The sequence below is a fragment of the Halovivax gelatinilyticus genome (assembly GCF_024300625.1).
GTDB classification, from domain to species: domain Archaea; phylum Halobacteriota; class Halobacteria; order Halobacteriales; family Natrialbaceae; genus Halovivax; species Halovivax gelatinilyticus.
In genome coordinates, this window is sequence record NZ_CP101322.1 from 676,406 (window position 1) to 688,906 (window position 12,501).

The window sequence follows — 12,501 nt, forward strand, 5'->3', positions numbered from 1 at the left end:
TGGTTCGGGCCGCCGTTTACTCGGCGTCTTCGTCTCGTTCGCCGTGGACCGGCTGGTCGATCCAGTTGTAACACCGATACGTCCGCGCCTCGCGGTCGTCGGTCAGCATCTGGATCGGGATGAATCCCTTGCCGCCGCGCGAACCGGCCTTTTTGACCGTCGGATCGTCCGCGAACGTCATCAGCTTCGCGTCGATCGAGAACGTAAACTCCAGTTTCCCGCGGAAGTTCTCGTCCGGGTCGAACGAGACGGAGACGTCACCGGCGCCGACGCCGAAGATGGCGGCGTCGGTTTCGGTCGAGACGCCGACGTCGTGACTCGCGAGTCCGCCCTGGAGTTCGTCGAGCCACGCGCGCATCTCCTCGCGGTCGAGCGACCGGGAAAGGTCGAACGACGCGTCCGACGTCATCGATCCCTCCTCGAACTCGAAGTCCGGGTACCGAAGCTTCTCGTCCGGCAGGACGTGCGAAGTGGACTCGGGGTCCGGCGGCCGAGACGGAACGTCGAGTTCGTCGCTGATCGTCGAGCGCTCCGGCTCGGCGGGTTCGTCCTCGACGTCGTCGGCTGTCGATCCGTCCGCCGGTTCGCTCGTCACAGACCCGTTCACCGCTTCGCCCGTCGCCGTATCGTCGGCGTGCTCGTCAGTCGCCGGTTCGTCGGGTTCAACGGTCGTCTCACCGTCGTCAGTCACGTGCGATACCTCCGACGAGTCCGAGTGGTCACAGCAGGGAACCTCTTTCGACTCGTCACTCCCCACGGTGGACCTCCGCGGCGAAGTGACACCACGAGGTGGCGTCTTCGACCGCCTGCGGGTCGGGCACCTCCGTCCGGCACCGTTCTTCTGCGATCGGACAGCGCGTGTGAAAGACGCAGCCGTCGGGCGGATCGACGGGACTCGGGACCTCGCCTTCGAGGATGAACACGTCCTGAATCGTCGTCGACGGATCGACGTCCGGAATCGCCGCGAGTAACGCTTCGGTGTAGGGATGGGAGGGGACCTCGAAGAGCTGTTCGGCAGGCCCGACTTCCATCAGCGTCCCGAGGTACATGACCGCGATTCGGTCGGCGATGTGTTTGACGGCGCTCAGGTCGTGGCTGATGAAGACGTACGTCAGGCCGAGTTCCCGCTGGATCTCCATCAACAGGTTGAGGATGCTCCCCTTGACGGAGACGTCGAGCGCCGAGACGGGCTCGTCCAGAACGAGTACGCTCGGCTCGGTCGCGATGGCGCGGGCGATGGCGACGCGCTGGGCCTGTCCGCCGGAGAGTTCGTGCGCGTAGCGGTCGACGTGGCGCGACGAGAGATCGACCAGTTCGAGCAGTTCGTCGATCCGTTGTTCGCGCTCGTCGGCGGACCAGCCCTGCGTCCTGAGCGGTTCGGCGATCGACTCTCCGACTTTCATCCGCGGGTTGATGCTCGAGGTCGCGTTCTGGAAGACGACGCCGACGTCGGCGAGCAGGTCGGTGTCGCGACTGCGAGCGCCGCCGACCGGCGTCCCGTTGATCCGTATCTCGCCCTCGGTCGGCGTGTACAGCCCGGTCACGAGATTCGCCAGCGTCGACTTGCCGCTGCCGCTCTCGCCGACGATACCGAGCGTTTCACCCTCGTGGGCGGAGAGGGTGACGTCCGACACCGCCTTGAGCGACGTTCGCGTGCCGAAGAGCCGATCGAGCAGCGAGTCTTCTATCGGAAACGACTTCGAGACGCCGTCGAGTTCGATGACCGGCTTCGACGCCGCCTGCGACGTCGATCGGGCCGCCGTACGTTGTGAACTCACAACGATCCCTCCACGCCCACCGGTTCGTCGTCGGGATCGGGAACCCCATCGAGGTTACAGCACTTCGCGTGCTGTCCGTCGCCGCAATCGACCACCGGCATCGGGCTGTTTCGACAGCGGTCGTGGGCGTACTCACAGCGCGAAGCGAACGGACAACCGGTGATGCCACCGAGTTGGTCGGGTACCTGTCCGTCTATCGTCTCTAGAGGTTCCTTCCGCGTGGCCCCCTGGGGCATACACCGAAGCAGCGCTTGCGTGTAGGGGTGGCGCGGCTCCGTGAGGATCTGTTCGGTCGTCCCGGTCTCCATCACCTCGCCGCCGTACATGACGACGACGCGATCGCAGACGTCGGCGACGACGCCGATGTCGTGGGTGATCATCACGACGGACATCTCCCGCGAGTCGCGCAGATCCGCGATGATCTTCAGGATCTGAGCCTGAATCGTCACGTCGAGCGCGGTCGTGGGCTCGTCACAGATGAGTAAATCCGGCTCGCTGGCCAGGGCGATGGCGAGCATCGCGCGCTGGCGCATTCCGCCGGAGAACTCGTGTGGATACGCGTCGAGTCGTTCGCCTGGGTTCGGAATGCCCACCTCTGACATGAGTTCGACGACTCGGTCGCGCTTTTCGGCCCAGTCGGCCCGATCGGAGAGCAGTGGAAGGTTCAGGTACTCGCGCAGCGTCTGGTTGTCGGGATCGTCGTGGATCTTCAGCGATTCGATGATCTGCTCGCTCACGGTAAAGACCGGGTTGAGCGTCGTCATCGGGTCCTGAAAGACCATCGACATGCCGCGGCCGCGCAACCGACGGATCTCCTCGTCGGTCGCCGCCGTCAGGTCCGTTCCGCGGTACTCGATCGACCCCTCGACGATTCGGCCCGGGTCCTCCAGTCGCATCGCCGACAGCGCGGTGACGGACTTGCCGCTACCGCTCTCGCCGACGATACCGACGATCTCGCCGGGCTGGACGTCGAACGAGACGCCGTTTACGGCGTGGACGGTTCGGTCGAACGTCTCGAAGTGCGTGTGCAGGTTGTCGATTGAGAGTAGTGGATCGCTCATCTGATCAGAGCCCCTTGTTCTGGACTGAATCGGCTTCTTTCGGATCGAGCAAGTCGCGCAGTCCGTCCCCGAGGAGGTTGAATCCGAGGACGGCGAGCATGATCGCCAGGCCCGGAAGGTTGACCACCCACCAGGCGCTCTGGAGGTACTCGCGTCCCTCCGCGATCATCGTCCCCCACTCCGGCGTGGGCGGCTGTGCGCCGAGCCCCAGGAACGAGAGACCCGCGGTCGCGAGGATGACCGTCGCCATATCGAGCGTCGCGAGCACGACGACCGGACCCATCACGTTCGGCAGGATGTGACGACCGACGACGCGAATGCGACTCGTTCCCATCAGCTGGCTCGCTTTGACGTACTCCTGTTGCTTGACCGAGAGGACGCTCCCGCGAACGACGCGCGCGTAACTCGTCCAGCCCACGATCGCGAGTGCGATCATGATGTTGGTCAAGCTGGGTCCGAGGATGCCGGCGATGACGAGCGCCAGCAACAGCCCGGGGAACGCGAGCAGGATGTCGACGAGGCGCATCAACGCCTCGTCGACGTAGCCGCCGGCGTAGCCGGCAGCCACCCCGACGGCCGTTCCGATAGCGAGTGAGATGCCGACGACGGCCACTCCGATCATGAGCGAGATACGCGAGCCGTAGATGAGCCGCGAGAGGATGTCCTGGCCGAGCTGGTCGGTGCCGAGCGGGTGCTCGAGCGACGGACCTTCCAATCGGTCCTCTAAGTTCTGCTGTTCGGGATCGTGCGGCGCCAGAAACGGCGCGAAGATCGCGGTGAAAAGCAGCGCGAGGACGATGGCGAGTCCGATGATGTTCAGCTTGTTCGCGCGGAACTGAGCCACCTTTCGCGAGTGATAGACGGCTCGCGCGCGACGGCCGAACGACCGCGCTCTGGCGCGCATCGTCGGTTGCTCGGGAACGTCGGTGCTCATCGGTCACCACCCTCGAACGAGATGCGCGGATCGACGTACCGATAGGTGACGTCGACGAGCAGGTTCGTCACGACGAAGATCACGGCGACGATCAGGACGAGCCCCTGCACGATCGGATAGTCGCGCGCGAAGATCGAATCGATTAGCAGGCGCCCCAGCCCGGGTCGCTGGAAGACGATCTCGACGATGACGGCCCCGTTCAGCAGGTAGCCGAACTGGAGGCCGACGATCGTGATCACCGGGATGAGCGCGTTTCTGAGCGTGTGCTTGTAGACGACGATGCGCTCTCTGAGGCCCTTCGAGCGGGCCGTCCTGACGTACTCTTCGTCCATCGCTTCGAGCATCGACGATCTGAGCAACCGGGTGATGATCGCCGCCATTCCGGTCCCGAGCGTGATGGCAGGTAGGACCAGGTGGCTGAACGTGCCGAAGCCGTACGTCGGGAGGAGACTCAGCCAGACGGCGAAGATGAGCATCAGGAGGTACCCGAGCCAGAAGTTCGGCATCGAGAGACCGAGCAGGGCCCCGATCTGGCTGCCGTAGTCGAGCCGACCACCTTTGTGGACGGCGCTGATGACGCCGGCCGGTATCGCGACGACGAGCGCGACGAGAAGGCCGGCGACGGCGAGTTCGATCGTCGGCATGAGGTTCTGCTGGATCAACCCCATAACCGACGTATCGGCGTGGTAGGACTGACCGAGGTCGCCCCGGACGACGTCTGAGAGCCAGTGTAAGTACTGAATCGGAATCGGATCGTCGAGTCCCTGTTCGGTTCTGAACTGTTCGACGGCTGCTTGCGAGGGCGTTCGGCCCCCCATCTGGGCGCGGAGGATCGTGCGAGCCGGATCGCCGGGGGTGACGAACGTCAGCATGAACGTCACTATCGAGACGCCCACCAACACGATGAGACCCGTAAATACCCTCCTGACGGCGAATTTCCACATAGATAGGTGTAGTATGGATCAGTATTCGAGCGACGTCCACCGGGAGAACTGCGGGATCGGAGCCAGGTCGATTCCCTCTACGTCTGCGGCGTGGCCGGCGACGAACTCGTTGTAGTAGATCGGGATCGTCACGGCCTCCTCGTGCATGATCTGCTGTGCCTCGACGAACGCCGCCTCCTTCTCGTCCGGATCGATCGTCTGGAAGCCGGTCTCGATTAACGAGTCGACCTCGTCTCCGACGTTGTGGATGCCGGTTCCTTCGTCCTCGTAGAGGCGCTGGTTGACGTCACCTTCGGAGTGGAACCACTCGTAGATGATGTAATCGGCGTCTCCGCTGTTCGAACCGCCAGCGTCTAAGTTGAGGTGTGCCTCGCCGTCGCGCTCCATCTCCGAGAACTGCGCGCGTTCGACCTGGACGATCTCGGCGTCCACGCCGACTCCGTCGAAGGCGTCGAGCAGGACCTGCGCGATCTCGCGGCCGTCGACGAGGTCGTTCGGGAGCAATATGTCGAGCGTCTCGCCGTCGTAGGCGGACTCCTCGACCAGCTCCGCGGCGAGTTCCTCGTCGTGTTCGTAGGGGTCGATCTCGTCGTGAGCCGACCAGAAGATGATCGGCGAGATCGGACCGCGAGCCGGGTTGCCGACGCCTTCTAAGATCGTATCGACGAGCAACTCCTGATCGACGGCGTGATTGAGCGCGCGTCGCAGCGTCGCGTCGTCGGTCGGCGAGCGGTGGATGTTGAAACCGGCGAACCCGGCGTCCGCGGTCTCCTGGCGGGCGACGACGATCGAATCGTTGTCCTCGAGCGTGGCGACCTGACTTCGCGGGGGCGACATTCCAACGTCGATCTCGTCGTTAGTCAGCGCGATGGCGCGCGTGTTCGGATCTTCGATGACCTCGAACGTGAGCTCCTCGAGTTGCGCACCGTCGTTCCAGTAGTCTTCGAACGCCGTCGTCCTGACTTCCTGCTGTGGGACGATTTCGTCGACCTGGAACGGACCCGTACCGATTACGAGATCGTCGGAGTGGTCGCGATCCGGGTGCTGGATGCAGGCCATGTTGTGCGCGATCGTCCCCGGGAACACGGGGAACGGTGCCGTGTTGGTGAACTCGACGGTGTGGTCGTCGAGCGCTTCGATACTCCCGGACTCGATCTGCAACCAGCCGGCCGCCCACACGTGTTCTTCGAGGAGCGCCTCGAACGAGAAGACGACGTCGTCGGCCGTCATCTCCTCGTCGTTGTGAAACTGTACGTCCTCTCTGAGTTCGAACTCCCAGGTCGTCTCGCTCGTCTGTTCCCAGTCGGTCGCGAGCCACGGGGTGAGTTCCATCTCCTCGTTGACCCAGACGAGCGGTTCTAGAATGTTCGTCCAGTACGGCGTCACCCCGCCGTAGAGGTTCCAATCCTCTCGCGTTGGATCGTCGTCGATAGCAATGCGTGCGGATCCGTCCGCCGAATCGGAATCATCTGCGCATCCGGCGATCGACATGACGCCGATCGCGGCCGCAGACCCGAGCACCTCTCTTCTTTTGAATTTGTTGCGTGTCATCAGGTTACACTTCAGGTATGAAGGGGCTTTGCTTCTTTGACCTAATAAACATTACCCCATTTATATACTCTGCCTAATTATATTATTCAGATTGTCGAGACGCGTCGAGAGCGCCCCAGGCGCCATTTTACGCGTGTGCGGACCTAGCACAAATGAGAACCACCCGCACAGGAATTTATATTCTAAAATAAATCGGGGGAACTATCCGGGGAAGCCCGTGGGAGGGCGCCTCGATTTTCAAATCGACATCGATGAGCTCGGCGCATTCGTCTCTGAGTGCGCTCTCGACCCACTCAACCGTGCCGGCGGCAAGCCGAGCAGCCCGGCGTCGCGAACCGCCGTCGAAAAGCGGAAACACGTTTAATCCAGCGGTGACTCTGTGGCGGTATGTTCGAAAAATCCTCGTGGATTCGCCTGCCGCGCAACGTCGTCGTCGGCCACGGCGTCATCGACGAGGTCGTCCCGGTCACCGACGAACTCTCGCTTTCGGGACGACCGCTGCTGGTAACGAGCCCGACGCCGCGCGAAGTGGCCGGTGAGACGATCGTCGCCGACTTCGAGGCCAGCGGCGTCGACCCCGCCGTGGTGACCGTCGAGACCGCCTCGTTCGAGTCGGTCGAGACGGTGATCGAGGCGGTCGAGGCGGAGGAGGCGGACTACCTGGTCGGCGTCGGGGGCGGCAAAGCGATCGACATCGCGAAGATGGCCAGCGACCACTGCTCGATGGGCTTTCTCTCGGTGCCGACCGCCGCCAGTCACGACGGCATCGTCTCGAATCGCGGTTCGGTTCCCGAGGGAGACACCCGTCACAGCGTCGCCGCGGAGCCGCCGCTCGCCGTCGTCGCCGACACCGGAATCTTGGCCGACGCGCCGTGGCGGCTCACGACCGCCGGCTGTGCCGACATCATCTCGAACTACACCGCCGTGATGGACTGGCGACTCGCCCACCGGCTGAAGAACGTCGAGTACTCCGGGTTCGCCGGCGCGCTCTCGGAGATGACCGCCGAGATCTTAGTCGACAACGCCGATTCGGTCAGACCGGGCTTAGAAGAAGCCGCCTGGATTGTCACGAAAGCACTCGTCTCCTCCGGCGTCGCGATGTCGATCGCCGACTCCTCGCGACCCGCCAGCGGCGCCGAACACCTCTTTTCCCACCAGCTCGACCGGCTCGTCCCCGGCGCGGCGTTACACGGCCACCAGGTCGGCGTCGGCTCGATCATGACCGCCTACCTCCACGGCGGCGAGCGCGGCTTCTGGCTCGATATCCGCGACGCCCTGGATAGCATCGACGCGCCGACGACCGCCGCCGAACTCGACATCGACGACGAGATCGTCGTCGAGGCGTTGACGACCTGCCACGAGATCAGAGACCGCTACACCATCCTCGGCGACGGGATGGACGAAGGCGCCGCCCGAGAAGTCGCCCACAAGACCGGCGTGATCGGCTGAGGACGTCGATCGAACGGAATTCTTCGTCGCCCGTGGCGTCGTACAGCCTGGCGAGGCGTCGGTCGCCGCAACGACGTTCCACAGACCGTGTTTGTAATTGGCTCGTGAAACGGAGTATTTGGGGGCGCGAGTTGACATATCGCCATGGAGGTAGCGGTGGCGACCGCCGCCCCACCGGTGACAGCCGAGGTTCTCGTCGCCTACGCCGTCGTCTGTCTCGCCCTCGTCCTCTTCGTGTTCGAGCCGATTCCGGTCGACATCGGAGCGATCGTCGTACTCGTCGTGCTCGTGGTGCTCGAACCGTGGACGACGATCAGCCCGGAACAAGCCGTTTCGGGGTTCTCGAATCCGGCGACACTCACCGTACTGGCGATGTTCGTGCTGAGCGAGGGCATCAATCGAACGGGGACGATCCGGTTGCTCGCGGATCAGATCGTCGGACTGACTGGCGACGACGAGCGAAAGCAACTGGCGGCGGTAATCGGCTTGAGCGGCGGCTTTGCGGGCGTCGTCAACAACACGCCGGTCGTCGCCGTCCTCATTCCGTTCGTCACCGACCTCGCCGAGCGGACCAACACCTCTCCGTCGAAGTTGTTCATTCCGCTCTCCTACGCCGCGATGCTCGGTGGGATGCTCACGCTCATCGGGACCGCGCCTAGCATCCTCGCGAGCGACATCTCCGATCGCCTCATCGATCGACCGTACTCGATGTTCACGTTCACGCACCTGGGGGCGCTCGTCTTGCTCACCGGCGCGATCTATTTGCTCACGATCGGTCACCGGCTCATTCCGGAGCGCATCGACCCGGACGAAGACGCGTCGGATCTGTTCGAAACGCGCGAATACGTCTCCGAGGTGATCGTCCCGCCGAATTCGACCTTCGTCGGGAAGACGGTGCGGGAGGTAACCGACCAGATCGGGCGGAATACGGACGTGCTCCGAATTCTTCGACGCGGAAAGGTAATCCACAGAGATCTAGACGAGCGGGCCATCCGAGCTGGCGATCACGTTCTGTTTCGCGGGCGGCGGTCGACGCTCCTCGAACTGACCGACTTTCGAGGACTCCAGGTCGCACCCGGACCGGCAACCGGCGGCCGAGCGGACGACGGCGACAGTTCTCCGATCGTCGAAGTGATCGTGGTCCCCGAAGTGGCCATCGCCGGCGAGTCGATCACGGTCGCGGATTTCAGGCGTCGCTTCGACGTTGCCGTACTCGGGATCCGCCGACAGGGCGAGATCGTGACCGGCCAGCTCTCGAAAACCCGCCTGCGGAACGGTGATACGCTGCTCGTGCAGGCGAGTGAACCGGCGATCGAACGACTGATGGCGAACTCGAACTACGTCGTGACCGAGGAGGTCACGCGGCCCGCGTATCGAACGGACCGCATTCCGGTCGCGATCGCTATCGTCGTCGGCGTCGTGGCGATCGCGGCGGTCGGCTGGCTCCCCGTCGCGATCGCGGCCCTCGCGGGAATGGCGGCGATGGTGGTGACCGGCTGCGTCAAACCGCCGGAGGTGTACGACGCGGTCGACTGGAACGTCATCTTCCTGCTCGCCGGGGTGATTCCCCTCGGCATCGCACTAGAACAAACCGGCGGTGCAGAAGTCCTCGCTCACCAGATTACCACCATCGCCGACTACGTTCCACTCGTCGTGTTTCTCGTCATATTTTACATGTTGACGGCACTCATTACGGAAATTATCACGAATCTTGCGAGCGTCGCGCTCATGACACCGATCGGAATCGACGTCGCCCTGGAACTCGGCGCGGAGCCCTTTTCGTTCGTCCTCCTGGTGACGTTCGCGGCCAGTGACTCGCTGATGACGCCGGTCGGATACCAGACGAATCTCATGGTGTACAGTCGTGGGGGCTACCGATTCACGGACTTCATGCGCGTCGGTATCCCCCTCCAGCTGTTACTGGCCGTCGTCACGTCCGCCGGAATCGTCGTCTTCTGGGGCGTCTGAATCGATGCGAACCTGTGACGATCGACCCGACTGGTCGTTGATGACGAACTCGTACCACTGGTGGTCGATATCTTCCGGCGGGTGGTCGAACACCGTAATCTCGATCTCGGTCGCCTCCGCGTAGAACGACCGTTCGTTCGTTAGATCGATGTCCTCTAGCCGTCGAAGGACGCCGGTGAGGACCACGCTCTTCCACGCCGAGGGCGAGTCCCACTCGTAGGTAGTGAAACAGGCCAGTTCGGTCGATTCGATGAAGGCGTGCTTGCGGCTCTCGGGGACGAAGCCGAGGTCGAAGAGACACCGGTGGTAGGCGTCGTCGTAGGCGAACGAGATCGGTATCGCGTACGCCATACCGTCTCGCGTGAGTGAAAGTACGCCGGTCCCCCGTTCGTGGAGGAACGACTCGATTTGGGGTCGAGTCATTCCCGTCCCGTACGCGTACGCTGGCACGATACTGACACGGTCGTCGGCCAGCCTCTTGCCGTTACGCCACTTCTTCACCTGCTGTGAAAGCCGAACCCGCCGTTCGGGTCCAGGGCGTCGGTCGTAGCCGGGTCGGGGCCAAGATACCCGCACGGGGCCGGTAGCCCCGCCAGGGTCCGTAGTCGCCCTGTCGAGAGTTGGAAACCGCGTCAAGGGTCCAGTTACAGCGTCGAGTCTGACGCGAGCAACGAGCGCGCGACAGACTGAGCGGTACCAGTCCGCAGCGAGGCCTCAGACGTGCTCGTCCAGAAAGTCCGCGATTTCCGAGTAGGCCTCGATGCGGTTTTCCAGCTTCGAAAAGCCGTGGCCCTCGTCGTCGAAGATCAGCTTTCGGACGGGTAGACCCCGTTCGCGCGCCTCCTCGACGATCTGTTCGGCCTCGCCCACGGGCACGCGCGGGTCGTTCTCCCCGTGGAGGACGAACAGCGGCGCCTCGATCTCCTCGACGCGGTGAATCGGCGAGATCGACTCGAGGAACTCTCGGTCCTCGGCGAGGCTCCCGTACTCGGCTTCGCGAAGCGATCGACGCCAGTCACCCGTGTTCTCTAAGAAGGTGACGAAGTTTGCGATGCCGACGATGTCGATCCCAGCCGCCCACAGATCGGGGTACTCCGTCAACGATGCGAGTACCATGAACCCACCGTAGGAGCCGCCCATACAGGCGATTCGGTCGGGATCGATCGCCGGGTGATCGGCGAGCCAGTCGACGCACTCGGCGATGTCGCGAACCGAGTCCATCCGCTTTTCGACGTCGTCCAGGCTCGCGTACTCGGTGCCGTAGCCGGACGACCCGCGGACGTTCGGTTCGAAGTACGCGTAGCCGCGGTCGAGGAAGTACTGCTTGACCCCCGAGAACGAGGGCCGACGCTGGCTCTCGGGTCCGCCGTGGATGTCGACGATGACCGGCAAATCCTCGCCGGCGTCGGCCGGCAGCGTGAGAAAGCCCGGAACCGAGAGGCCGTCGAAGCTTTCGACGCGGACCAGTTCGGACGCGTCGAACGTCTCGCGGGGGATGCCCGCCGTCGGGGCGTCCGTCCAGCGCTCGGCCGCGCCGGTCTCGACGTCGACGACGAAGACGTTGGCGTTGACGGTGTCGCCGGTCGTCGTGCAAGCGAATCGCTCGGCGTCGGGATCGAACGAGACGGCACCGGCGACGCCGCCGGGAAGGTCCGGTTCCGGGAACGTCTCGAACGCGGTCGGATCCGAGTCGTCGAACTCGCCGACGGTGAACTCGGTGTAGCCGTCGACGTTTCGCGAGAAGACGAACCGGCCCGACTCGTCGTCGAGCGCGATGCCGTCGACGTTCCACCCGTCGCCGTCGGCGACGATCTGTAGGGTCTCGGGGCCGAACTCGTCGGCGTCGAGATCGACGTAGGCCAGATAGAGCGTGTCGCTGTCCTGGTCGGTGACGGTGTAGATTCCGCGGCCGTCCGGGGCCCAGCTCGCGCTCGTGTACCTGACCTCCCCCTCGTGCGGTGTGAGGTGGGTCAGCTCACCCGATTCGAGGTCGAGCGTGTACAGATCCTGATCGAAACTCGCGTGGGCCTCCGAGACGAGAAGGTGCGAGTCGTCGGGACTAAAGCCGGCGAGAGAAAGCCAGCCGTCGCCCTCGTAGACCATCGTGGCGTCGTCACCCGTCGCATCACGATCCTGGACGTAGAGGTCGAAGACCGCCTCGTCGCGGCGGTTCGACGCGAACGCAACGCGCCCGCCGTCGTGGCTCCACCCGCCCCAGCGGTGCTTGGCGTCGGGGTGTGCGGTCAGATTCTCGATTCGGCCGTCGGTCGCGTCGAGTCGGTAAAGCTGTGCGCGCTCGTTTCCGCCCTCGTCCATCCCGAAGACCAGCTCCGGTCGCTCGGGCGACCAGCTGGCGAACGTCACTCGCTCGTCAAAGAAGGTTCGCTGTGTCGGCCAGCGTCCCGGGCCGTCGAGCGTCCACACCTGGCTCACGCCGGTGGTGTTCATCAGAAAGGAGAGTCGTTCGCCGTCGGGACCGAACGACGCCGACGAGGCCGAGCGGATGTTGAGGTAGCGGTCGATGTCGTAGGCGCTCATGTCCGACAGCGAGTCGCCCCGTCGTCCTATGTGTTCGGGTTCCGGCGGTCCACCGCGAGGAGGGCCGACCCGAGTATCGCATCCGTACGCCCGTTCAGCTCGCGCCTACGAATCTTCGGCGCGGCCTACATCGAAACTCGTCGATCGTCGCCCCTTATAAATCGTCGCCTACACGTGTTCACGACTGTTCAAATACGCGTAATTATATTCAGGATATATTCGATTAGACTTACCCCGTACCCGGCCCAGTATTGGGGGTGTATGCCGCATGGTAACAG

Annotated in this window: 10 protein-coding genes; 2 read left to right on the top strand and 8 right to left on the bottom strand. The window is 63.8% G+C overall.

Annotated elements, in window-relative coordinates:
• Positions 1-16 precede the first annotated feature (16 nt).
• Genes NKH31_RS03290 through NKH31_RS03315 form a run of 6 tightly spaced genes read right to left on the bottom strand, consistent with a single transcriptional unit; the run spans position 17 to position 6,268 of the window.
• Positions 17-691, bottom strand: coding sequence for a hypothetical protein (locus NKH31_RS03290; RefSeq protein WP_254863716.1), 675 nt, complete (start codon positions 689-691; stop codon positions 17-19).
• Positions 692-746: 55 nt separating this feature from the next.
• A complete protein-coding gene (locus NKH31_RS03295; protein ID WP_254863717.1) occupies positions 747-1,778 on the bottom strand; it encodes an ABC transporter ATP-binding protein in 1,032 nt (343 codons plus the stop codon).
• On the bottom strand, positions 1,775-2,839 hold the full coding sequence (locus NKH31_RS03300) for an ABC transporter ATP-binding protein (RefSeq protein WP_254863718.1): 1,065 nt from the start codon (positions 2,837-2,839) through the stop codon (positions 1,775-1,777). Before NKH31_RS03300 ends, NKH31_RS03295 begins: the two co-directional genes overlap by 4 nt.
• A gap of 4 nt (positions 2,840-2,843) precedes the next feature.
• A complete protein-coding gene (nikC, locus tag NKH31_RS03305) occupies positions 2,844-3,773 on the bottom strand; it encodes a nickel transporter permease (protein ID WP_254863719.1) in 930 nt (309 codons plus the stop codon).
• Positions 3,770-4,717 (bottom strand): nickel ABC transporter permease, encoded by a 948-nt coding sequence (gene nikB / locus NKH31_RS03310; RefSeq protein WP_254863720.1) that lies wholly within the window; start codon positions 4,715-4,717, stop codon positions 3,770-3,772. The genes nikC and nikB overlap by 4 nt, the downstream gene beginning before the upstream one ends.
• An 18-nt stretch (positions 4,718-4,735) precedes the next feature.
• On the bottom strand, positions 4,736-6,268 hold the full coding sequence (locus tag NKH31_RS03315; RefSeq protein ID WP_254863721.1) for an ABC transporter substrate-binding protein: 1,533 nt from the start codon (positions 6,266-6,268) through the stop codon (positions 4,736-4,738).
• 387 nt (positions 6,269-6,655) lie between these two features.
• Between NKH31_RS03315 and NKH31_RS03320 the strand changes: the two genes are divergently transcribed.
• Positions 6,656-7,717, top strand: a complete 1,062-nt coding sequence (locus tag NKH31_RS03320) for an NAD(P)-dependent glycerol-1-phosphate dehydrogenase (RefSeq protein WP_254863722.1) — start codon at positions 6,656-6,658, stop codon at positions 7,715-7,717.
• Positions 7,718-7,861: 144 nt separating this feature from the next.
• Positions 7,862-9,685, top strand: coding sequence for an SLC13 family permease (locus tag NKH31_RS03325; protein WP_254863723.1), 1,824 nt, complete (start codon positions 7,862-7,864; stop codon positions 9,683-9,685).
• Here the strand turns inward: NKH31_RS03325 and NKH31_RS03330 are convergent.
• Both NKH31_RS03330 and NKH31_RS03335 read right to left on the bottom strand, forming a co-directional pair.
• A complete protein-coding gene (locus NKH31_RS03330; protein WP_254863724.1) occupies positions 9,635-10,108 on the bottom strand; it encodes a pyridoxamine 5'-phosphate oxidase family protein in 474 nt (157 codons plus the stop codon). The two genes, NKH31_RS03325 and NKH31_RS03330, sit on opposite strands and share 51 nt — an antisense overlap.
• Positions 10,109-10,399: 291 nt before the next feature.
• Complete coding sequence (locus tag NKH31_RS03335; protein WP_254863725.1) at positions 10,400-12,223, bottom strand: S9 family peptidase; 1,824 nt, start codon at positions 12,221-12,223, stop codon at positions 10,400-10,402.
• Positions 12,224-12,501: the final 278 nt, after the last annotated feature.

Coding starts and splice junctions, on each gene's coding strand:
- NKH31_RS03300 (WP_254863718.1), bottom strand. CDS start 2,839: ATGAGCGATCCACTACTCTCAATCGACAACCTGCACACGCACTTCGAG.
- nikC (WP_254863719.1), bottom strand. CDS start 3,773: ATGAGCACCGACGTTCCCGAGCAACCGACGATGCGCGCCAGAGCGCGG.
- nikB (WP_254863720.1), bottom strand. CDS start 4,717: ATGTGGAAATTCGCCGTCAGGAGGGTATTTACGGGTCTCATCGTGTTG.
- NKH31_RS03315 (WP_254863721.1), bottom strand. CDS start 6,268: ATGACACGCAACAAATTCAAAAGAAGAGAGGTGCTCGGGTCTGCGGCC.
- NKH31_RS03320 (WP_254863722.1), top strand. CDS start 6,656: ATGTTCGAAAAATCCTCGTGGATTCGCCTGCCGCGCAACGTCGTCGTC.
- NKH31_RS03325 (WP_254863723.1), top strand. CDS start 7,862: ATGGAGGTAGCGGTGGCGACCGCCGCCCCACCGGTGACAGCCGAGGTT.
- NKH31_RS03330 (WP_254863724.1), bottom strand. CDS start 10,108: ATGACTCGACCCCAAATCGAGTCGTTCCTCCACGAACGGGGGACCGGC.
- NKH31_RS03335 (WP_254863725.1), bottom strand. CDS start 12,223: ATGAGCGCCTACGACATCGACCGCTACCTCAACATCCGCTCGGCCTCG.